Origin of the sequence: Klebsiella sp. K5-204 (assembly GCF_030128585.1) — a bacterium.
In the GTDB taxonomy this organism is placed as follows: Bacteria; Pseudomonadota; Gammaproteobacteria; order Enterobacterales; family Enterobacteriaceae; genus Klebsiella; species Klebsiella quasipneumoniae.
The window spans coordinates 623,939-645,508 of sequence record NZ_JAKUZS010000002.1 but is presented as its reverse complement, the minus strand read 5'-3'; the positions used below and the strand labels follow the sequence as shown (position 1 = coordinate 645,508).

Sequence of the window (21,570 nt, the reverse complement as noted above, 5' to 3'; positions counted from 1 at the left end):
CGGAAAGTTACAGTCGGGTGGCGCTGAAGCAGTGCTCCGGCACAGCAATACGATCCTGCGCAGCCACCACCTGCAGTTCATACTCCTGCATGTTTTTGGTGGTCAACATGATCTCGTACACTGCGGCGGTGACGTGCTCAAGCGCGTCGCGCAGGCTGGCGCCCTGCAGCAGTTTCACCAGCAGCAGACCGCTGGTCACATCGCCAACGCCCACCGGCTGACGCAGGCCAAAATCCACCAGCGGCCGGCTGATATGCCAGGCTTCATCTGCGGTCACCAGCAGCATCTCAAAACGGTCCATGCTCATGCCGGCGCGGGAAAGATGCTTAACCAGCACCACCTCCGGCCCCTGGGCAATCAGCTCCCGCGCGGCGGCCACCGCCTCGCTCACGCTGGCGACCGGATGACCGCAGAGGATCTCCAGCTCCACCAGATTAGGCGCAATGATATCGCTTGCCGGCAGCGCATAGCGCACGTGGAACTCCGCCACGCCCGGGGCGACGATGCAGCCCTTCTCCGGATGGCCCATCACCGGGTCACAAAAATACTTCGCCGCCGGATTGGCCGCTTTTACCTGACGCACGATGCCCAGGATATGCTCGCCCTGTTCAGCAGAGCCGAGATAGCCGCTCAGTACCGCATCGCAGGTCTGCAGCTTATCGATAGCGGCGATGCCCTGGACGATCTCCGTCAGGTGCGAAGGCGGCATCACACAGCCGGTCCATTTGCCGTACTGCGTGTGGTTAGAGAACTGTACGGTATTGAGGGGCCAGACATTGGCGCCCAGGCGGCGCATCGGGAACTCGGCGGCACTGTTGCCGGCGTGGCCAAACACAACGTGAGACTGAATGGCGAGGATGTTCTTCATTTTCTTACCACAACCCTAAAAAGAAAAAGGGCGTGGTTTCCCACGCCCTGGTAGTATTTTTTTATTTCCAGCAAACCAGGCAGTAATTCTTCTTACCGCGGCGCAGCAAGGTGTAGCGGCCGAACAGGCGATCGCTGTCGGCAAAAACATATTCCGGATCGGCCTGTTTTTCACCGTTGATGGTCACTGCGTTAGAGGCGACGGTTTTACGCGCCTGGCCGCGGGACGGCTGCAGCTCGGAATCCACCAGCGCCTGCAGCAGATCGGCGCCCTTTTCCATCTCAATCATCGGCACGCCGTCCTGAGCCAGCTGTTCGAAGTCAGCTTCGCTCAGGTCGCTCAGGTTGCCGTTGAACAGGCTCTCGGTAATGCGTTTCGCCGCTTCCAGGCCCTCTTCGCCGTGCACCAGACGCGTCACCTGCTCTGCCAGCACGTACTGGGCGCGCGGCGCTTTACCGCTGTTTTTATCTTCTTCTTCCAGGGCATCGATCTCTGCGATGTCCATAAAGGTGAAGAACTTGAGGAAGCGATAGACATCAGCATCCGCGGTGTTGATCCAGAACTGGTAGAATTTATACGGACTGGTCTTTTTCGGATCCAGCCACACGGCGCCGCCCTCGGTTTTGCCGAACTTGGTGCCGTCCGCTTTGGTAATCAGCGGCACGGTGAGGCCAAACACCTGGTTCTGGTGCAGACGACGCGTCAGATCGATACCGGAGGTAATGTTGCCCCACTGGTCGGAGCCGCCAATCTGCAGCGCCACGCCGTGCAGCTTGTTCAGGCAGGCGAAGTCGTAACCCTGCAGCAGATTGTAAGAAAACTCGGTAAAGGAGATGCCCTGATCGTCACGATTCAGGCGCTGCTTCACCGCTTCTTTGTTGATCATCTGGTTAACAGAGAAGTGTTTACCAATATCGCGCAGGAAGGTCAGCACGTTCATGCTGCCAAACCAGTCATAGTTGTTCGCCGCGATCGCCGAGTTGTCGCCGCAGTCAAAATCAAGGAACGGGGCTACCTGTTTGCGGATTTTATCCACCCACTCCTGCACGGTATCCTCGGTATTAAGCTTACGCTCAGCGGCTTTAAAGCTTGGGTCGCCAATCAGACCGGTAGCGCCGCCCACCAGCGCCACAGGTTTATGACCTGCCTGCTGGAAGCGTTTCAGGCATAACAATGGAACAAGATGCCCCAAATGCAAGCTGTCAGCGGTAGGATCGAAGCCGCAATAGAGCGCGATCGGGCCTTGCGCCAGTCGCTCTGCTAACGCTTCCTCGTCCGTCACCTGGGCTACCAGCCCCCGCTCTTGCAATTGTTTAATCAAGTTACTGCTTGCCATCAAATTCTCCATGTATAAACGACTGCACCTCTGCCGGTACACGACTTTTCGCCAGATGCGAAAAGTACATAGAATAAAGCGCCGGCCCTTTCAGCGCCAGCGCTTCGATAACTAATTTCGGCAATTACGGTGCCAGGCGGTCGATTTTCCAGGCGCCGTTATCGCGCTGGTATAAAAAGCGATCGTGCAGGCGATGTTCACCCCCCTGCCAGAACTCCATCTGCTCGATGCTGACGCGGAATCCGCCCCAGAAACTCGGCAGCGGCACTTCACCCTGCTGGAATTTCTGCTTCAGCTCGAGGAATTTGCTCTCCAGGATACCGCGGGCAGAGATCCGGCTCGACTGTTGCGAGACCCAGGCGCCGATCTGGCTGTCACGCGGGCGGCTGTGGAAATATTTGACCACCTCCAGCGTCGACAGGCGTTCCGCTTTGCCGATCACCATCACCTGGCGCTCCAGCATATGCCACGGAAACAGCAGGCTGACCTGCGGGTTATTTTCAATCTGATGGGCTTTGCGGCTGCCGAGGTTGGTATAAAACACCAGCCCTTTTTCGTCGTAATGCTTAAGCAGCACAATGCGCTGATAGGGTTGGCCGCGCTCATCGACGGTGGCAACCACCATGGCCGTTGGGTCGGCGAGTTTCGCGTCGCAGGCCTGACGCAGCCAGCGCTCAAACAGCGGCAGAGGTTCAGCAGGAAGATCGTGGCGACGCAAACCGCCACGGGTGTATTCACGGCGCAAGTGCGCGATTTGCTGGAGTTCGTCGTTATCAGACATGGCCATTGAGGATATAGTCAAAAGGTGGCGTTATTGTGCGCCCCCCGGACAGAAATCTCAACGTTTGGCGGTCTGCAGCTGGCAGTTATCGAGGACGATGCGGTCGCGCTTATAGACGGTGGCGGTATCGCCTTTCGACCAGAAGACATAGACGCCGTCGGTGTAGCGCGCGCCGGAAGCCGACAGCCCCTCTGACAGATTCAGCTGCTGATTGTCATAGATAAAACTAACCTGCTGGCGTTGGTTATTGCGATGGACCGTCAACGGTTTCTGGTCGCATTGATACTCCAGCGTGTCCGTCTGCATCCGCTCGACAAACTGGTTGTAGTAGCTACAGCCCGCCAGCATAAAAGGTACAACTGCGATAAGAATTTTTTTCATTCGTTTGCCTTCGACTTTCCCGGTCACGGAGGGCACTCCGCCCTCCGCTTAACTTGTCCAGTTTACCGGTCGCGTCGTCTTTAAGATTTCAGTTAACTCCGATTCTGCGGCGGGTTAGCAGGGAAAATGGCGCCCAGCACCGTGGCTTCGCTGGCGCCGGTCACGGAGGGCAGATTACCCGGCAGGCCGGCGATCGTGCGCCAGGCCAGCCAGGCAAAGGCCAGCGCTTCCATATCATCGCCGCTGATCCCCGCCTCATCGGTGGTGGAGACTTCAGTTCCCGGCAGCAGGGCCGCCAGGCGCGCCATTAACAATGGGTTACGCGCGCCGCCGCCGCACACTAACAAACGCTCGCAGCCGCCGCTTAACAATACCTGCTCACTGATGGTCACGGCGGTTAATTCCGCGAGCGTTGCCTGCACATCCTGCCCGCGCAGCCCAGGATAACGAGCCAGATGCTGCTCCAGCCAGCCGTAATTGAAATATTCCCGACCGGTGCTTTTCGGCGCCGGCAGGGCAAACCATGGATCGCTCAGCATATCCTGCAGCAGCGGCAGGAGCACTTTACCTTCGCTGGCCCATTGGGCGTCCTTATCGTACGGTTTGCCCTGCTGGCGCCAGATCCAGGCGTCCAGCAACATATTTCCCGGTCCGGTATCATAGCCCCGCACCGGCTGGCCCGGCACCAGCAGCGATACATTAGCGATCCCGCCGATATTGAGCACCATCCGCCGCTCAACGGGGTGCGCCAGCAGCGCATGATGGAATGCCGGCACCAGCGGCGCCCCTTGCCCACCAAGCGCCATATCCCGGCGACGAAAATCCCCCACCACGGTGACGCCGGTGTGGGCGGCGATCTGGTTGTTATCGCCAATTTGCATCGTATGCGGCGCGTCGCCCTGGGGTTCATGCCATACGGTCTGTCCATGGCAGCCGATGGCAATAACGTCGGTGGGTTTGAGCTTTTCCTGTCGCATCAGCGCCAGCACGGCATCGGCAAACAGCCGCCCCAGTCGGGTGTCCAGACGACCTAGCTGTGAAAGGGTCAATGACTGGCCCTGGCAAATCGCCAGAATCTCTTCTTTTATCGCGTGTGGGATGGGCCAGGTGAGACTGGCCTGCTGCGCCACCATGTTTTCATTGATGGCAGCCAAAACGACATCGATACCATCAAGGCTGGTACCAGACATAACGCCAATAAAGCGACCCGATCTCATACGTTGTTCCTTCATTCCATGACCCTTGTATATCCTTCACTCCACCATAAAGTGTCCGCTAATGCTATGTTGTAATAATACTTTTTAACAATAGAGCGACAATTCAGAGAACATCGTAAAGAACCGGCGTTTAGTTATGGTTGAAGCACCATTAATTATTATTTTTTGTATAGTCCGGAGAGAAGCTATGCCCGCCGACGACTAAATGCCATATAATTAACCGCATGGACGTTCAATTGAACACCTTCGGTGAACAGGAGATTCATAAATGATTTTACGTGTTTTGGCTGTATCGATGATTGGTTTCACGCTCGCAGGCTGCGTGAGCAGCAGCGGCCTGTCCGGCGATGTGTATTCCGCATCTGAAGCCAAACAGGTGCAGAGCGTGACATACGGTACCATCGTGCATACCCGCGCCGTACAGATCCAGAGCGGCGACGACAGCAATGCCATCGGGGCGATTGGCGGTGCGGTGCTGGGTGGGTTCCTCGGGAACACCATCGGCGGCGGTACCGGACGCTCTCTGGCCACAGCGGCAGGTGCGGTCGCGGGCGGCGTAGCCGGTCAGGGCGTGCAGGGTGCGATGAATAAAACCCAGGGCGTGGAACTGGAAATCCGTAAGGATGACGGCAATACCATTATGGTGGTGCAGAAACAGGGCAGCACCCCGTTCTCCGTGGGTCAGCGCGTGGCGATTGCCGGCAGCGGCAGCCAGGTCACCGTCTCTCCTCGATAATCCCTCTGACGATGCGGCCAGTTATGCCGCATCGTATTTTTCCTCTGCATGTATTACACCCTAATAGCTTCGCATTAGCATTCAGACATCTTAATTTTTGAATTGCATTAATCATTGCGCCTGCGCAATATTTTATCAGTCATCCCCGACTACTCTTCTGCACATTACTCTTTTTATGTCGACGCAATATCGTTGCCCTTGCTTTTCCCTGTGGAATATTGTCTATGCCCAAACACATGAATCATGTCGTTAAACGTCTTATCGTTTATATTTGTATTTGTTTACTGGCCGGGGTCGGCATGACCGGGTTGACGGACTTTTTTCACACCAGATTTAACAGCACTTCATCTACACTATTTCCTCTGTTGACCAGTTTTCTGATGGTGTTTCATATCACTATTGCCTGTTTTATGGGCATGAAATACTGGAGCAGCAAGCGTCGCCTGTATCTGACCCCTGTCGCTTTCGGCTTTGCCTGTTCGGCGTTGCTGATGCTGGGCACGCTCAGTAGCTATCCGGACTGGCTCAGCTGCAATCCCTCGCCGGTGGTGAAACAAAATGACGCCGTCATATATTATTTCTTTCGCAATATAATGATGGCTATCTTATTCATGTCATCAATTATTTTGTATTACTTCCGCCGGCGCATCATGCATTCCTGGAAAGCCCATGTAATGACTTTCGCGGCATGTATTGTTCTTGTATTAACCATTATTTATTTATCATGGCTGTACTCCAGCCACTCGCCGAAGCTGAGCATCAATTTTATCGACGACCTGAATCATACTTTCACCCCGCTGTGGCAAAGTATTATCAGCTGGCTGCTGATGGCAGTCTGGTTTATCACGCTAATATTAATAATTTGCTTGAGCAAACTGCGCAATATTTTCTGGTATAGCGGCGCTTTTTTTTGCAGCGCATATTTGTTCACCCTCTTCCGGCTGCTCTCTACCGTTGGGGAACTCGATCAGGCCTGGTATCAGGCGCGTTTTTTTGAAACGCTGTGCACCCTGTTCCTGATCCTGGTGCTGCTGGTCGACGTCTTTATCCTCTATCGGGAGTCTAACCACAAGTATGTCAACTCCTACCAGAATTCGATCCGCGACCCGCTGACCCGCCTCTATAACCGCAGCTTCTTCTATGACACCCTAAACCAGCAACTGGCGAAGGTGAAGGCCCAGCATCCGCTGTCGGTGATTATCAGCGACCTCGACCATTTCAAACGCATCAACGATAACTACGGCCACATCGCCGGCGACAAGGTGATCCAATTTGCCGCCTCGGTGCTGGACAGCCATTCGCGCAAGGATGATGTCGCCGCCCGCATCGGCGGTGAGGAGTTTGCCCTGCTGCTGGTCAACACCTCAGAGAACGAGGCGCAGGCGATCGCCGAGCGCATCCGTCTGGCGGTCAGCGCCGAGCAGACCGCTCTGCCAGAGCGGATGACCATCAGCATGGGGGTGTATACCACCCATGACAGAAGTGTGACGGCGGAGGAGTGCGTCCAGCGTGCGGACGAAGCCATGTATGAAGCAAAAAACAGCGGACGTAATCGGGTGGTGATCTGGCGACGCCAGGGTGGGTAAAAAAAGGCCCGGGATAACCCGGGCCGCAAAAGGATTAATCTTTTGCCTGGAGATCGAGGATATTTTGTTCAAGTTTACGAATTAAGTGGAGCAACGTCTCCACTTCCTGCTTCGAGACCCCCGAGAGGATTTCATCGCGGGTCTTGCCTATCACCTCTTCCATCTCATTGATCAGCGGTTCGGCTTTTTCAGTCAACTTGATGCGTTTGGCCCGCCGATCGCTTGCGCAGGTCTGGCGAGAAATAAGCCCTTTCTCCTCCAGCTGATCGAGCGTACGCACCAGCGACGGTTGTTCAATACCGATGGCTTTCGCCAGCTGGATCTGCGACTGCTCAGGCGGCAGCTGGTGGATGTTATGCAGCGTGACCCAGTGGGTCTGCGTTAACTCCAGAGGTTTCAGGCGATGGTCGATTAGCGCGCGCCAGACGCGAACTAAACGTGCCAGATCAGAACCAAGTGGCGATTCCAATTTCATCTCCTTATAATTAGCTTGCTAAGTTATTATACTGATTTTAGAATAGTGTGCAGCATTTGAATAATCAAAACAAATGAATTACTTGATTCAACAAAAACCAAAACAATGATTTACACTGTTAAAGAGTAGCACGTCCTGAGGTTATCCCTGTTATGGCAAAGGATTTTTGCTTGTGAAACTGAGTCTTAATTCATCCGGATTGCCGCTGCAGGACCTGATGTTCGGCGCATCCGTCTATTTCCCTCCGTTGTTCAAAGCCGTCTTGCTGGGCTTCTTTATCTGGCTGTTTTTACATCGCCAGCTGCGTGACTGGATGTATGCGGGCGACATCTGGCATCCCCTGCTGATGGATCTCTCCCTGTTCGCGCTCGCGGTCTGTCTGGCCCTGCTGTTATTGATTGCCTGGTGATCTACCTGCTATGAAAAAATTAAAATATTTGTCAACGCTGTTGGTGGCGGCCATCGCACTGGTTGCCGCGTGGTTATTATGGAATTTCTACACTCAGTCCCCCTGGACCCGCGACGGGAAAGTGCGCGCCGAGCAGGTCGGGATCACCCCTCAGGTCTCCGGCAGTATTCTGCAGCTTAACGTGGCCGATAACCAGCGAGTCAAGGCCGGTGAAGTCTTGTTTACCATCGACGACACCCCCTACCGCATTGCGGTGCTGAACGCCCAGGCGCAGCTGGCGAAAGCGCAAGCTGAGGTGGCGAAAGCGCAGGCGGAGCAAAGCAAAGCCGCCAGCGAAGCCCGCCGTCGCAGAAACCTGTCGCAGAATGCCATCTCGGCTGAAGACCTTGAAAACGCCAATACCGCCCTGAATACCGCCACCACCACCCTGGCGGCCGCCAGAGCGGGAGTCGGTGTCACCGAGGCGGCGCTAAAGCATGCGCAGTGGCAGCTCAGCCAGACGGTAGTCAAAGCGCCGGTGGACGGCTGGGTGACTAACCTCTCCACCCGGGTCGGCGATTACGCCACCACCGGCCATCCGGTCTTTGCCCTGGTGGACAGCCATTCGTTCTATGTGCTGGGCTACTTTGAAGAGACCAAACTGCGCCATATTCGCATCGGCGATCCGGCGCAAATCATTCTCTACAGCAATCAGCAGACGCTGCAGGGGCATGTCGCCAGCATCGGTCGCGCGATTGTCGACCAGAGCGTGGAACAGGGAACCGGGCTGGTGGCCAATATCAAACCGAATATCCCCTGGGTCCGCCTCGCCCAGCGCGTCCCGGTACGGATTGCCTTTGATAGCTTGCCGGCCGATGTCACTCTGGTCTCCGGCACCACCTGCACCGTCTCGATCGGCGGACAGTGATGAATCTGCAGACCCTGTCATGGCGCACGCTGCCCTGGGTTAAAGCCACCCGACCGCAGTGGCGATACGCGCTGCGTAACGGCATCGCCATGTGTCTTGCGCTGAGCATCGCCTACGCGCTGGATCTGGATGAGCCCTACTGGGCGATGACCTCCGCGGCGGTGGTCAGCTTTCCCACCGTCGGCGGGGTGATCAGTAAAAGTTTCGGCCGCATTGCCGGCAGCCTGCTCGGCGCCTGCGCCGCCCTGCTGCTGGCGGGCCATACGCTCAACGATCCCTGGCTGTTCCTGTTCAGTATCTCCGGCTGGCTGGCGCTCTGCACCTGGGCCTGCGCCCTGTTCACCAACAACGTGGCCTACGCCTTTCAGCTGGCGGGCTATACCTGCGCCATCATCGCCTTTCCGGTGATTAATATCAGCGACAGCTACGAGCTATGGGTGATTGCCCAGTCGCGCGTCTGCGAAGTCATCGTCGGGATCCTGTGCGGCGGGTTGATGATGATGATCCTGCCCAGCACCTCCGATGGCAGCAACCTGCTGACGGCTTTGAAAACCATGCACGCCCGCCTGCTGGAGCACGCCAGTCTGCTGTGGGTACCGGAAACGACGGATGCTATCCGCACCGCCCATGAAAGCGTAATTGGCCAGATCCTGACCATGAACCTGCTGCGCATCCAGGCCTTCTGGAGCCACTACCGCTTCCGTCGGCAGAATCCCCTGCTGAACTACCTGCTGCACCAACAGCTCCGAATGACCAGCGTCATTTCCAGCCTGCGGCGTATGCTGCTGAACTGGCCTGACGCCCCGGCCAATACCCGCCAGGTGCTGGAGTCGTTGCTTGCGGAGCTCGCCACCGCCCATGCTGACAGCTATCACGTCGCCCGCATTCTGGCGCCGCTGGCGCCGCCGCCGGGCGCGGATTACCGCCACCTCGCCTTCTGGGCGCGGTTACGCTATTTCTGTCGCATTTATCTGGAAAGCAGCCGCTGGATCCGCCGGGTTGAAAATGCCTCAGCGATCGCCGAGTTCAATGTTCCTTCCGCACCCGCGCTGACCCGCCACACGGACCAGGCGGAAGCCCTGCTCAACGGCATTCGTACCTTTTGCGCCCTGGTGGCGATAGGCGCGTGGGGGATCAGTACCCAGTGGACCAGCTGCGCGGCGGCCCTGACCCTGGCCTCCATCTGCTGCGTACTCTACTCGGTGTCGGCCTCGCCGTTTCGCTCGCTAACCCTGCTGATGCAGACCCTGGTCCTGCTGTCGGTGTTCAGTTTTGTGGTGAAATTTGGCCTGATGGTGCAGATCACCGACCTGTGGCAGTTCCTGCTGTTTCTGTTCCCGTTGCTGACCACTATGCAGTTACTCAAGCTGCAGTGGCCAAAATTTGCCGGCCTGTGGGGGCAGCTTATCGTCTTTATGGGCTCGTTTATCTCCGTCACCAACCCACCGGTGTACGACTATGCGGCCTTTTTCAATGACAATTTAAGCAAGATTGTCGGCGTGGGCTTTGCGTGGCTGGCTTTTGCGGTGCTCAGTCCCGGCTCGGACGCCCGCAAAGGGCGACGGCACATCAGAGCGTTACGGCGTCACTTTGTCGATCAGCTCAGCCGCCACCCCCAGCACAGCGAGCACGAATTTGAATCGCTGGTATATCACCACGTCAGCCAGCTCAGTCAGAGCCAGGATGCGCTGGCGCGCCGCTGGCTACTGCGCTGGGGAGTGGTCTTGCTGAACTGCTCCCACGTGGTCTGGCAGCTTCGCGAGTGGGAAACCCGCTCCGATCCGCTCGCCCAGGTGCGCGATCTGTGTATCAACCTGCTGCGCGATGTCATGAGCGAGCGCGGCGTGCAGCAGCGGCCGCTGGCCACCACGCTGCAGGAGCTGCTGCGGATCTGCGAGGTTCTGAACCACCATCATCAGCCGGCGGCCCGGGAGCTGGCCGCCGCGATCTGGCGATTGTATTGCGCGCTATCGCAGCTGGAACAGGCTCCGGTCGCCGGAACGATTGGCGAAAAGCTTACTTAATCACCCCGCAGGCAAACCGTTCGCCGCCGCCGCCCAGCGGCTGCGGACTGTCGGCCATATTATCGCCGCCGACATGAACCATCAGCGCTTTGCCTTTCACTTCCGCCAGCGTTTTCAGACGCGGAGCGATAATCGGCTGGTCAGCCACGCCCGCGTCGTTGACCACCAGCAGGGGCAAATCGCCAAGATGTCCGGTGCCCAGCGGCCCTTCATGTTTACCGGTATGTTGCGGATCGTAATGTCCGCCCGCCGCTCCGGCGGCCACGGCTTTGCCCTCTTTCATCGCCGGCTGGCAGCTGCCTTCAGCATGGATATGAAAGCCGTGCTTGCCCGGCGGTAACGCTCGCAGATCGGGAGCAAATTCGAGTCCGCGGTCGGTTTCGGTGATTTTTACACTGCCGATGGATTGACCAACGCCCTGGCTGGTCACGAGATTAAGTTGCACATCTTCACTGACGGCCTGCGCGCCAGCGCAAAATGCGAGGGAAAGGATAGCGAGAATACATCGTTGCATAACACCTCCGGATGGCTGTCTCCCTGTTAAGTGTAAACCAGGAACAGGTTTCCGGAGGCGAAATGCCGGTTATGGCACGTCGTAACCGAGCGCGGCTTTGCGGATACGGAACCACTGCTGGCGGGTCATACTCAGCTTTTCAGCCACAATCGCCGAGCGCACGCGCTCAATTTTGCCCGAGCCGATAATCGGCAGCGGTTGCGATGGCAGGCGCAGCACCCAGGCATAAACCACCTGCTCGATGCTGTCGGCGTTAAGCTCGTGGGCCACCTGGGCCAGCTCGTCGCGCAGCGGCTGAAAGCCCTCTTCATTAAACAGGCGGCCGCCGCCGAGGCAGGACCAGGCCATCGGGCGAATACGCAGCTGCTGCAGCTGATCGAGGGTGCCGTCGAGCAGCAACGGCTGATGCACCGGCGAGATCTCCACCTGGTTGGTAGCAAGCGTAAACGGCAGGCGCGACTGCAGGAGGGTGAACTGGGCAGGGGTAAAGTTCGAGACGCCGAAATGACGTACTTTGCCGCTGTGATGCAGCGCGAGGAAGGCTTCAGCCACCTCGTCCGCGTCCATCAGCGGATCCGGCCGGTGGATCAGCAGCAGATCGAGATGGTCCGTCGCCAGATTACGCAGCGATTGCTCAGCGCTGAGCACGATGTGGTCCCGGTCGGTAATGTAGTGACCGATGGTGTTTTCAGCGCGCGCCCGGGTGGCAATGCCGCATTTGCTGACAATTTCCATTCGGCTACGCAGATGCGGCGCCAGCTTCAGGGCTTCACCAAAAGCGGACTCGCACTGGTAATCACCATAGATATCGGCGTGATCGACGGTGGTAATGCCTAAATCGAGATGCTGTTCGATAAAGCCGACCAGCTCGCCTGGCGACATTTTCCAGTCCATCAGACGCCAGTAGCCCATCACAAAACGCGAAAATTCCGGCCCCTGGGGAGCCATAGCAATACGCTGAACCATAACCGCTTCCTCAATAAAAAAGTGCTCTGAGTATACGTAATTTTTGGCTTAAAACAGTGAGGGTTGCTGCGGTTCTTCCGCCGCCTCTGGCCTGTTTGCGCGGATTTTGCGCAGCAGGCGTTGACGGCACAGACGCAATACCTCCTGTTTCTGCGCATCGCTCATCGTTTGCCAGTTAAAACGTTCCTCACGGCTACGGAAACAGCCGCGACAGTAGCCGCGCTCATCGGTCTGACAAATTCCCCGGCACGGGCTCTGCACCGGGAAAAACTCTAACTGCTCTGCCACCACACGCCTCCTGTCCCCTCATCTCCTTTCATTGAAGACGTTTCCCCGCGCTGACGCAAATTTTGTTCACTACGTGCTGCGCCAGCTAACATTTTTGCCCCGGGTCTTGCATTAGACCAATCGGTCTACTACAGTGTGCCCCATGAACAGACACAGCGATTGCGATACCCGAGAACATATTCTGGCCACCGGCGAGCGGCTTTGCATGCATCGCGGCTTTACTGGCATGGGCTTGAGCGAACTCCTGAAGACGGCGGAAGTGCCCAAGGGCTCTTTCTATCATTACTTTCGCTCTAAAGAAGCCTTCGGCGTCGCCTTGCTGGAAAACCATTTCGCCGGATATCTGCAGCGCCTGGTCGAGCATTTCGCCCATGGCGACGGCAACTATCGCGATCGGCTGCTGGCCTACTATCAGCACACGCTGAATCAGTTTTACCAGCAGGGAATTATTAGCGGGTGTCTTACCGTCAAGCTGTCGGCAGAGGTCTGCGATCTGTCGGAAGACATGCGCACCGCCATGAACCACGGCGCCAGCCAGATCATCGCCCTGCTGGGCGACGCGCTGGAGAAAGGACGCCAGGAAGGCAGTCTGACATTTGACGGCGAGGCCATGACCCTGTCGCAGGTGCTCTATTCCTTGTGGCTCGGTGCCAACCTGCAGGCCAAAATAACGCGTAGCGCAACGCCGCTGGAGAGCGCCCTTGCCCACGCGAAACAGATTATTGCGGCGCCTGCTGTTTAACAGGCGTTTTTATTTCATCAGTTCCTAGACGACCGGTCTACTCAGGAGTCATTATGTCGGAATCAAAATTATTCACCCCGTTGAAAGTCGGTGCCGTCACCGCCCCTAATCGCGTATTTATGGCTCCTCTGACGCGTCTGCGCAGCATCGAGCCGGGCGATATCCCTACCCCGCTGATGGGCGAATATTACCGTCAGCGCGCCAGCTCCGGGCTAATCATCACCGAAGCGACGCAGATTTCCGCCCAGGCCAAAGGCTATGCCGGCGCGCCAGGGCTGCACAGCCCGGAGCAGATTGCCGCCTGGCAGAAAATCACCGCCGGCGTTCACGCGGAAAACGGCCATATCGCCGTGCAGCTGTGGCATACCGGGCGAATTTCCCATAGCAGCCTGCAGCCCGGCGGCGCCGCCCCGGTAGCGCCGTCTGCGCTGAGCGCCGGCACCCGCACCTCGCTGCGCGACGAAAACGGCCACGCCATCCGCGCCGATACCTCGATGCCTCGCGCTCTGGAAACCGAAGAGATCCCGGGGATCGTCGATGATTTCCGTCAGGCGGTGGGCAATGCCCGTGACGCCGGTTTCGATCTGGTTGAACTGCACTCGGCTCACGGCTATCTGCTGCACCAGTTCCTCTCGCCGTCGGCAAACCAGCGTACCGACCAGTATGGCGGCAGCGTGGAAAACCGCGCCCGTCTGGTGCTGGAGGTGGTTGACGCCGTGAGCAAAGAGTGGAGCGCCGACCGGATTGGCATCCGCGTGTCGCCGATTGGCAGCTTCCAGAATGTAGATAATGGCCCGAACGAAGAAGAAGACGCGCTGTATCTGATTAGCGAGCTGGCGAAACGCGGTATCGCCTATCTGCACATGTCCGAGCCGGACTGGGCGGGCGGCAAGCCGTACAGCGAAGCCTTCCGTCAGAAAGTTCGCGACCGCTTCCCGGGCGTGATCATTGGCGCTGGCGCCTACACCGTTGAAAAAGCCAACGACCTGATCAGCAAAGGGCTGATTGATGCCGTGGCCTTTGGCCGCGATTACATCGCCAACCCGGATCTGGTGGCCCGCCTGCAGAAAAAAGCGGCGCTCAACCCGCAGCGCCCGGAGTCCTTCTACGGCGGCGGCGCGGAAGGCTACACCGATTATCCTACGCTGTAATCCCTCCATTGATAGCGGCGACGTATCGCCGCTATACTCAAGGCTCTGATCTATCAAATAAACTGCATAGGGGACATTATGCGCTTACTCCACACCATGCTGCGCGTTGGCGACCTGCAACGTTCTATCGACTTCTATACCAATGTTTTGGGCATGAAGCTGCTGCGCACCAGCGAAAACCCGGAGTACAAATACTCCCTCGCCTTCGTCGGCTACGGCGAAGAGAGCGATACCGCGGTGATCGAACTGACCTACAACTGGGGCGTGGACAGCTATGAGCTGGGCACCGCCTACGGTCACATCGCGCTGAGCGTCGACAACGCCGCCGAAGCCTGCGAGCGGATCCGCCAGAACGGGGGCAACGTTACCCGCGAAGCCGGGCCGGTAAAAGGCGGCAGCACCGTTATCGCCTTCGTGGAAGATCCTGACGGTTACAAAATCGAGCTGATTGAAGAGAAAGACGCCGGCAAAGGGCTGGGCAACTAACCCCCCGACCATAGCGACTTCATTAACCTCGTTCGCCCGGGCGCTGCGGCGCCCGTTGTTTTCACCCCTGCCTGCTGCAAGCCGTGGCAAAATTTGCCATAATGCGCGCTACTTTTTTCCAGCTAAGAGAATCTGATGTCCGAGAACGCTCAACTGAATGGTCTGTGCGACCGTTTCCGCGGTTTTTATCCAGTGGTGATTGATGTTGAAACCGCAGGATTTAATGCCAAAACCGACGCCCTGCTGGAGATCGCCGCCATTACGTTGAAGATGGATGAGCAAGGCTGGCTGATGCCCGATGAAACGCTGCATTTCCATGTTGAACCTTTCGAGGGCGCCAATCTTCAGCCCGAAGCGCTGGCCTTTAACGGGATTAACCCGCACGATCCAGAGCGCGGCGCCGTTAGCGAATACGACGCTCTGCATGCCATCTTCAAAATGGTACGCAAAGGGATGAAAGAGAGCGACTGCAGTCGGGCTATCATGGTGGCGCACAACGCCACATTTGACCACAGCTTCACCATGACCGCCGCCGAACGGGCGGGGCTAAAACGCAACCCGTTCCATCCGTTTGTCACCTTTGACACCGCCGCGCTGAGCGGGCTGGCGCTGGGCCAGACGGTGTTGTCGAAAGCCTGTATTGCCGCGGGTATGCCGTTCGACGGCGCGCAGGCCCACTCCGCCCTCTACGATACCGAGCAGACGGCACAGCTGTTTTGCGAGATAGTGAACCGCTGGAAGCGTCTGGGCGGCTGGCCGCTGCCGGTGGCGACGCCGGAGTGATAAAAAAAGCGACTTCCAGGAAGTCGCTTTTTTACTGACCGCGGGAATTATTCCGCTTTCGGCTCGTCAGTGTGATATTTCGCCGCTGTCTCTTTGATCAGCTGCTGCAGTTCACCGCGCTGGTACATCTCGATGACGATATCGCAGCCGCCCACCAGTTCACCGTCCACCCACAGCTGCGGGAAGGTCGGCCAGTTGGCATATTTTGGCAGCTCGGCGCGGATATCCGGGTTCTGCAGGATATCAACGTAAGCAAAACGTTCGCCACAGGCGGACAGCGCCTGAACGGCCTGAGCGGAGAAACCGCAGCTTGGCAGCTTCGGCGAACCCTTCATGTACAGCAGGATCGGGTTTTCAGCGATTTGGCGTTGGATCTTTTCTAAAGTCGAGCTCATTGTCGTGCTTCCTTAAACTTCTTTCTACGGCAGTAACTTGTCATTGTAGCGTCCCGAGGGCAGGACCGATAATAACATTTTTTTCACTATTCATATTTTATCTTCTGTTGCGCGAAGTTGCCTTAAAAATATCATTTTGCCGTCGCGGGCAGGCGCGCGTTGCGCATTTTCTGTGCGAGGCGGTCAATGTCTGACGCGTTTTCTTGCAATCGTTAACCAATCGACATTTTTGATACAAAAGAATATTAACTTTCCGGGTTTTTATGCTTTAGAATCGTTCCGGTTTGTCATTCATCGTCAGGCATTTGTACATGTCTGTAATTAATCAGGGGATTGCTCAGTGGCGCGGCTAAACAAAATCGCGATATCGCTCTGTGCATTACTGTTCACATCTATCTCATTCACGCCACTGGCTCAGGCTTCAGGGCATACGCACGCCTCCGCCTCGCCAAAGGCGTTGCCCGCGAAAAGCGGCTCAGAGCGCAAGAAAAAAGCAACCAGTCAAAAAAGTAAAACCACCGCTAAAACCACCAGTAAAAAATCCTCGAGCACCCGGCTCCCTACCCGCTCTACCGCAGCAAGCCAAACCGCGCTTCATCGTCAGGCCGCCGGCGCCACGAAAAAATGCGTGCTGCGTAAAGGGTATAAAAAGCAGTGCGCAAAAACGGTGGCCGCCAGCGCCGAGCCGACCCTGGCGCTGAACAGCGTCAAAAGCAAATGCGTGGTGCGTAAGGGCTATAAAAAACGCTGTAAACCCGAGGCCAGCGAAGCGAATCTGACGATCGCCGACGCGCATAAAGTCCGGGTGCAAAAAGCGCAGAGTACCGCCATGAACAAACTGATGGGCCAGCTGGGTAAACCGTATCGCTGGGGCGGCACCTCGCCGCGCACCGGGTTCGACTGCAGCGGGCTGGTCTATTACGCCTACAAAGACCTGGTCAAGATTCATATCCCGCGTACCGCCAATGAAATGTACCACCTGCGCGATGCGCGTCCGGTCGATCGTGACGAACTGCAGAGCGGCGACCTGGTCTTCTTCCGCACCCGCGGACGCGGCACTGCCGACCACGTTGGCGTTTACGTCGGCAACGGAAAATTCATTCAGTCCCCGCGCACGGGCCGCGATATTCAAATCACCTCCCTGAGCGAAGATTACTGGGTACGTCATTACGTCGGCGCCCGTCGCGTCATGACCCCGAAAACCATTCGCTGATCCCGGTCTGCCGCTACGGCGGCAGCCCTCTTCACCTGCGCGTTCTCCGCCCCCACCGTCAGGGGAAACTGCATATTCGCCTCTGTGACCGGCGCTTCCCGACGATAGCGGGTGGGCGACATGCCAAAGTGACGATGAAAGGTGCGGCAGAACGCCGCCTGCCCGTCGTACCCCAGACGTTGGGAAATACTCTGCATGGAGGCCTCGGTCTGCGTTAAGTAGATTGTCGCGATGGTCATCTTCCGTCGGCTGACGTAGCTCGCCAGCGTGCAGCCGGTCACCATGGCGAATTGCCGCTGGAAATACCAGTGCGAGTAGCCGGACTTTTTCGCTATCGCGCTCACCGGCAGGGTGTCAAAAATATGTGCTTCGATCCAGTCAACGATCCCCTGCACGACCGGGATCATTTTCGGGCTTACCACTTCATCTGTTTTTGCCATCGTAGCCATCCTGTGGAAATTACTGCCGGCGGCTATATTTGTCATACAAATATCAAAATAGACAATGAATTATTGGCATAGCGGCGATTGCCTGAAAGCATAGCGTCATTAATTATTTGATTTAAAATGCTTATTTTCACTCAGTCGTTTGCGCTGCGGGGCCTTAAGATGGCCTGCTGAGAAATTAACCATCGCGGTGAGAGGCTGGAGACCCAGCCTCCTTTTACTTATACATTTTTGCAACATCTGCGGGCATATTAACGCGCCGCTCCGCAGAAAACGGTTAAGCCTTCGGCAGTTGCGCCGGCGATAATAGCCTTTATCGTTGTAAGGCTTTTCACTGCCTGCGGCAAATGTTAACATTCTCAATACAATAACAGGCCCGGGACGCGACAGCGTCGGGCGGTCAGAACGCGATTCAGGTGAAAACCTCATCTTGTCAATGTGAGATAAAACAAAAAAGTTATAAGGAGAGTAGCAATGTCGTTTGAATTACCTGCATTACCATATGCAAAAGACGCCCTGGCGCCGCACATTTCCGCAGAAACCCTGGAATACCACTACGGTAAACACCACCAGGCGTATGTCACTAACCTCAACAACCTGATCAAAGGCACCGCGTTCGAAGGTCAATCGCTCGAAGAGATCGTGCGCACCTCTGAAGGCGGCGTTTTCAACAACGCGGCACAGGTCTGGAACCACACCTTCTACTGGAACTGCCTGGCGCCGAACGCCGGCGGCGAACCGGAAGGCGAGCTGGCGGCCGCAATTGCCAAATCCTTCGGCAGCTTCGCAGAGTTTAAGGCCAAATTTACCGACGCCGCGGCGAAAAACTTTGGCGCTGGCTGGACCTGGCTGGTTAAAAATGCCGACGGCAGCCTGGCTATCGTCTCCACCAGCAACGCGGGTACCCCGCTGACCACCGACGCGAAGCCGCTGCTGACCGTTGACGTCTGGGAACATGCTTACTACATCGACTACCGCAACGCCCGTCCAAGCTATCTGGACCACTTCTGGGCGCTGGTTAACTGGAAGTTTGTTGCCGCTAACCTGGCCGCATAAACGACAAACCGCAGCAGAGTGACCCCTGCTGCGGTTTTTTTTACACCCTTCCCCACCGTTTATGACTGGCTGGCAAAGGCCTCCTCCGGCTGCGCTCGTCCGCTAAACCAGACCAGCAGCAGCGCCAGACCGGCAATAATCGCGCCCATCACCGGCACAAACGCATATCCCAGTCCGCCGGAGATCACCGCTCCGCCGGCGGCGGCGCCCAGCGCGTTGCCCAGGTTGAACGCCCCGATATTCACCGAAGAAGAGAGACCCGGCGCCTCATGCGCCACGCGCATCACTCGCATCTGCAGCGGCGGCACTACCGCAAAGGTGGCTGCGCCCCAGACGATCATACTGATGGCCGCACCCGCCTGGGATTGCGCCAGCAGCGGTAACGCCAGCATGATCGCCATCAGCAGCAGCAGAAAGCCTTTCAGCGTGCGGGAGACCGACCGGTCGGCGAATTTGCCGCCCAGATAGTTGCCCAGCGAAAAACCAACTCCAATCAGCACCAGCATCGCGGTGATAAACAGCGATGAAGCATGGGTCAGCGAATTCAGTACCGGCGAAATGTAGGTATACAGCGTAAACATCGCCCCGGCGCCCAGCACGGTGGTCAGTAAGGCAGAAAGCACCTGCGGCCGTAACAGGACCGAAAGCTCTTGTTTGACATCCGGCCGTTCGCCCGCGCTGCCCTTCGGCAGGGAGAACCACAGGCTCACCATCGCCAGCAGGCCTAACCCCGCGGTGGCGAGGAAGGACATCCGCCAGCCGATGGTTTCTCCAAGCCAGGTCGCGGCAGGCACGCCGCCGATATTAGCGATGGTGAGGCCCATAAACATGGTGGCCACCGCGCTGGCCTGCTTGTGCTTGGGTACCACGCTGGCCGCCACCACCGACCCCAGGCCAAAAAAGGCGCCGTGGTTGAGGCTGGTAATAATGCGCGACAGCAGCAGCGTGGTGTAATCCGGCGCAATGGATGACAGCAGGTTGCCGACGGTGAAGATCCCCATCAGAAAAATCAGCGCATTGCGTCGGGCGCGATGGGACAGCAGCAGGGTCATCAGCGGCGCGCCGACCATGACGCCGATGGCATACGCACTGATCAGCATTCCCGCTACCGGTATCGAGACGTCCACGCCCTTGGCAATCACCGGCAGCAATCCCATCGGGGAGAACTCGGTGGTCCCGATGCCAAAGGCGCCGATCGCCAGCGCGAGTAAAGGAAAGTTGATTTTCATTCAATGACTCCATCAGACCGTCAGGGAGGACGGCGTAACATCAGAAGACAAAAGCATGACATCAATCACAAAAAAACAAAAGTGAACGAAATGACAAAAGATTTTTGCAGAATTGATAATAATGGCGGGATACGGGGAGGAGGCCGCGCTCCTCCCTCATCGGAACATTAGTGCAGTATGGCGGTCAGGCTGAATGCGACGATCACGCCGAGGGCAATAATCGTGGTGATCAGCGAAAACTTTAAATTGGTATCCATCATTTTTCCCTCTTGTTATCCCCACACCAAAAGTGAGCTTGCTCATTTTTGCACAAAAAATCGCAAAAATCTTCCGGGATTTAGGGCGATGCACATTTTTGCTCTTCCACTTTGCCCCAAGATCGGACAAAATCCCACGCTAATTTAAAAGCGTATCGGCCATTGACCCCTTCCTGTCGTTCTGTGTCGTTTTCCCGACGTGATGCAATGTTGAAAATTGTATTCAGGGTGTGTGTAGGCAAACGTTTACGTATCGATGATCAGGCGATCAGGTCAAGGCATGGAGTGAGATGTAATGGCAACTATTAAAGATGTAGCGAAGCGCGCAAACGTTTCCACTACAACTGTATCACATGTAATTAACAAAACCCGTTTCGTTGCCGAAGAGACGCGCAATGCGGTATGGGCGGCGATTAAAGAGCTGCACTACTCGCCGAGCGCCGTGGCCCGCAGCCTGAAAGTCAATCATACAAAATCGATTGGCCTGCTGGCGACCAGTAGCGAAGCCGCCTATTTCGCTGAAATCATTGAGTCCGTTGAAAAGAGCTGCTTCCAGAAGGGCTACACCCTGATCCTCGGCAACGCCTGGAACGACCCGGAAAAACAGCGGGCCTATCTGTCGATGATGGCGCAAAAACGCGTCGACGGTCTGCTGGTGATGTGTTCCGAATACCCTGATTCCGTCCTGAGCATGCTGGAAGAGTATCGCCATATTCCGATGGTGGTGATGGACTGGGGCGAAGCAAAAGCCGACTTTACCGATGCGGTAATCGATAACGCCTTCCAGGGCGGGTATATCGCCGGACGTTACCTGATTGAACGCGGTCACCGCGAAATCGGCGTGATCCCGGGCCCGCTGGAGCGCAACACCGGCGCGGGGCGACTGGCCGGCTTCATGCAGGCGATGAAAGAGGCGCATATCAGCGTGCCGGAAAACTGGATTGTACAGGGCGACTTCGAGCCGGAGTCCGGCTACCGCGCCATGCAGCAGATCCTGAGCCAACAACACCGTCCAACGGCGGTCTTCTGCGGCGGCGACATTATGGCGATGGGCGCTATCTGCGCCGCGGATGAAATGGGGCTGCGCGTGCCGCAGGACATTTCGCTGATCGGTTATGATAATGTGCGCAACGCCCGCTATTTCAGCCCGGCGTTAACCACCATTCATCAGCCGAAAGATTCGCTGGGCGAAGCCGCGTTCAATATGCTGTTGGATCGTATCGTCAACAAGCGCGAAGAGTCGCAGTCTATTGAAGTGCACCCTCGGCTGGTCGAACGCCGCTCGGTGGCGGATGGCCCGTTTGTCGACTATCGTCGCTAAAGC

The 21,570-nt window shown here is 56.9% G+C and carries 25 protein-coding genes; 12 read left to right on the top strand and 13 right to left on the bottom strand.

Features of this window, described 5'->3' with window-relative positions:
* Positions 1-7: 7 nt before the first annotated feature.
* The 5 genes from pdxY to anmK form a co-directional block, all read right to left on the bottom strand.
* Entirely contained in the window at positions 8-868 is an 861-nt protein-coding gene (pdxY, locus tag MKR05_RS08610) for a pyridoxal kinase PdxY (protein WP_023289928.1), read from the bottom strand.
* Between the two features lie 61 nt (positions 869-929).
* Entirely contained in the window at positions 930-2,204 is a 1,275-nt protein-coding gene (gene tyrS / locus MKR05_RS08605; protein WP_131096227.1) for a tyrosine--tRNA ligase, read from the bottom strand.
* 124 nt (positions 2,205-2,328) lie between these two features.
* Positions 2,329-2,985 carry a pyridoxamine 5'-phosphate oxidase gene (gene pdxH / locus MKR05_RS08600; protein WP_032428866.1) on the bottom strand — a complete coding sequence of 219 codons (657 nt, stop codon included), beginning with the start codon at positions 2,983-2,985 and terminating at the stop codon, positions 2,329-2,331.
* 57 nt (positions 2,986-3,042) lie between these two features.
* Positions 3,043-3,366, bottom strand: coding sequence for a C-type lysozyme inhibitor (gene mliC, locus MKR05_RS08595; RefSeq protein ID WP_032428867.1), 324 nt, complete (start codon positions 3,364-3,366; stop codon positions 3,043-3,045).
* 92 nt (positions 3,367-3,458) lie between these two features.
* Positions 3,459-4,583, bottom strand: a complete 1,125-nt coding sequence (gene anmK, locus MKR05_RS08590; protein WP_023289931.1) for an anhydro-N-acetylmuramic acid kinase — start codon at positions 4,581-4,583, stop codon at positions 3,459-3,461.
* Positions 4,584-4,851: 268 nt separating this feature from the next.
* Here anmK and slyB point away from each other — a divergent pair, with 268 nt between their 5' ends.
* Positions 4,852-5,319, top strand: coding sequence for an outer membrane lipoprotein SlyB (gene slyB / locus MKR05_RS08585; protein WP_002907749.1), 468 nt, complete (start codon positions 4,852-4,854; stop codon positions 5,317-5,319).
* Between the two features lie 224 nt (positions 5,320-5,543).
* A complete protein-coding gene (locus tag MKR05_RS08580) occupies positions 5,544-6,905 on the top strand; it encodes a GGDEF domain-containing protein (protein WP_102002038.1) in 1,362 nt (453 codons plus the stop codon).
* 34 nt (positions 6,906-6,939) lie between these two features.
* Here MKR05_RS08580 and slyA read toward each other — a convergent pair whose 3' ends face one another.
* Complete coding sequence (gene slyA / locus MKR05_RS08575; RefSeq protein ID WP_004143833.1) at positions 6,940-7,380, bottom strand: transcriptional regulator SlyA; 441 nt, start codon at positions 7,378-7,380, stop codon at positions 6,940-6,942.
* Positions 7,381-7,552: 172 nt separating this feature from the next.
* Here slyA and MKR05_RS08570 point away from each other — a divergent pair, with 172 nt between their 5' ends.
* Genes MKR05_RS08570 through MKR05_RS08560 form a run of 3 tightly spaced genes read left to right on the top strand, consistent with a single transcriptional unit; the run spans position 7,553 to position 10,720 of the window.
* Complete coding sequence (locus tag MKR05_RS08570) at positions 7,553-7,789, top strand: DUF1656 domain-containing protein (protein ID WP_032453115.1); 237 nt, start codon at positions 7,553-7,555, stop codon at positions 7,787-7,789.
* Between the two features lie 10 nt (positions 7,790-7,799).
* A complete protein-coding gene (locus tag MKR05_RS08565; protein WP_023289935.1) occupies positions 7,800-8,696 on the top strand; it encodes an HlyD family secretion protein in 897 nt (298 codons plus the stop codon).
* The gene (locus MKR05_RS08560) at positions 8,696-10,720 is read left to right on the top strand and encodes an FUSC family protein (protein WP_131096228.1); all 2,025 of its coding nucleotides are present in this window, start codon (positions 8,696-8,698) and stop codon (positions 10,718-10,720) included. Before MKR05_RS08565 ends, MKR05_RS08560 begins: the two co-directional genes overlap by 1 nt.
* On the opposite strand, the gene sodC is transcribed toward MKR05_RS08560, so the two are convergent.
* The 3 genes from sodC to MKR05_RS08545 all read right to left on the bottom strand — a co-directional run bounded on the left by sodC (position 10,713) and on the right by MKR05_RS08545 (position 12,491).
* Positions 10,713-11,234, bottom strand: a complete 522-nt coding sequence (gene sodC / locus MKR05_RS08555) for a superoxide dismutase [Cu-Zn] SodC (protein ID WP_023289937.1) — start codon at positions 11,232-11,234, stop codon at positions 10,713-10,715. The genes MKR05_RS08560 and sodC overlap by 8 nt on opposite strands.
* A 69-nt stretch (positions 11,235-11,303) precedes the next feature.
* Complete coding sequence (locus MKR05_RS08550) at positions 11,304-12,200, bottom strand: aldo/keto reductase family oxidoreductase (protein WP_023318436.1); 897 nt, start codon at positions 12,198-12,200, stop codon at positions 11,304-11,306.
* A gap of 48 nt (positions 12,201-12,248) precedes the next feature.
* The gene (locus MKR05_RS08545; RefSeq protein WP_017901094.1) at positions 12,249-12,491 is read right to left on the bottom strand and encodes a DUF1289 domain-containing protein; all 243 of its coding nucleotides are present in this window, start codon (positions 12,489-12,491) and stop codon (positions 12,249-12,251) included.
* A gap of 139 nt (positions 12,492-12,630) precedes the next feature.
* On the opposite strand from MKR05_RS08545, the gene MKR05_RS08540 reads away from it, so the two are divergent.
* The 4 genes from MKR05_RS08540 to rnt all read left to right on the top strand — a co-directional run bounded on the left by MKR05_RS08540 (position 12,631) and on the right by rnt (position 15,650).
* Positions 12,631-13,230, top strand: coding sequence for a TetR/AcrR family transcriptional regulator (locus MKR05_RS08540; RefSeq protein WP_032428869.1), 600 nt, complete (start codon positions 12,631-12,633; stop codon positions 13,228-13,230).
* Positions 13,231-13,283: 53 nt separating this feature from the next.
* Positions 13,284-14,381, top strand: coding sequence for an alkene reductase (locus MKR05_RS08535; RefSeq protein ID WP_284118109.1), 1,098 nt, complete (start codon positions 13,284-13,286; stop codon positions 14,379-14,381).
* 78 nt (positions 14,382-14,459) lie between these two features.
* A complete protein-coding gene (gene gloA, locus MKR05_RS08530; RefSeq protein ID WP_032453119.1) occupies positions 14,460-14,867 on the top strand; it encodes a lactoylglutathione lyase in 408 nt (135 codons plus the stop codon).
* 135 nt (positions 14,868-15,002) lie between these two features.
* On the top strand, positions 15,003-15,650 hold the full coding sequence (gene rnt / locus MKR05_RS08525) for a ribonuclease T (protein WP_004202881.1): 648 nt from the start codon (positions 15,003-15,005) through the stop codon (positions 15,648-15,650).
* A gap of 47 nt (positions 15,651-15,697) precedes the next feature.
* Here rnt and MKR05_RS08520 read toward each other — a convergent pair whose 3' ends face one another.
* On the bottom strand, positions 15,698-16,045 hold the full coding sequence (locus MKR05_RS08520; protein ID WP_002907768.1) for a Grx4 family monothiol glutaredoxin: 348 nt from the start codon (positions 16,043-16,045) through the stop codon (positions 15,698-15,700).
* A 340-nt stretch (positions 16,046-16,385) separates the two neighbouring features.
* On the opposite strand from MKR05_RS08520, the gene MKR05_RS08515 reads away from it, so the two are divergent.
* Positions 16,386-17,258, top strand: a complete 873-nt coding sequence (locus MKR05_RS08515) for a C40 family peptidase (RefSeq protein ID WP_032453120.1) — start codon at positions 16,386-16,388, stop codon at positions 17,256-17,258.
* Here the strand turns inward: MKR05_RS08515 and MKR05_RS08510 are convergent.
* The gene (locus MKR05_RS08510) at positions 17,213-17,698 is read right to left on the bottom strand and encodes an AraC family transcriptional regulator (protein WP_023289942.1); all 486 of its coding nucleotides are present in this window, start codon (positions 17,696-17,698) and stop codon (positions 17,213-17,215) included. The genes MKR05_RS08515 and MKR05_RS08510 overlap by 46 nt on opposite strands.
* A gap of 480 nt (positions 17,699-18,178) precedes the next feature.
* On the opposite strand from MKR05_RS08510, the gene sodB reads away from it, so the two are divergent.
* Complete coding sequence (gene sodB / locus MKR05_RS08505; RefSeq protein WP_023289943.1) at positions 18,179-18,760, top strand: superoxide dismutase [Fe]; 582 nt, start codon at positions 18,179-18,181, stop codon at positions 18,758-18,760.
* 59 nt (positions 18,761-18,819) lie between these two features.
* On the opposite strand, the gene MKR05_RS08500 is transcribed toward sodB, so the two are convergent.
* Both MKR05_RS08500 and MKR05_RS08495 read right to left on the bottom strand, forming a co-directional pair.
* A complete protein-coding gene (locus MKR05_RS08500; RefSeq protein ID WP_152842669.1) occupies positions 18,820-19,989 on the bottom strand; it encodes an MFS transporter in 1,170 nt (389 codons plus the stop codon).
* 167 nt (positions 19,990-20,156) lie between these two features.
* Entirely contained in the window at positions 20,157-20,246 is a 90-nt protein-coding gene (locus MKR05_RS08495) for a YnhF family membrane protein (RefSeq protein WP_004152976.1), read from the bottom strand.
* A 295-nt stretch (positions 20,247-20,541) separates the two neighbouring features.
* On the opposite strand from MKR05_RS08495, the gene purR reads away from it, so the two are divergent.
* Positions 20,542-21,567 (top strand): HTH-type transcriptional repressor PurR, encoded by a 1,026-nt coding sequence (gene purR, locus MKR05_RS08490; protein WP_004202888.1) that lies wholly within the window; start codon positions 20,542-20,544, stop codon positions 21,565-21,567.
* The last annotated feature ends 3 nt before the right edge of the window (positions 21,568-21,570 follow it).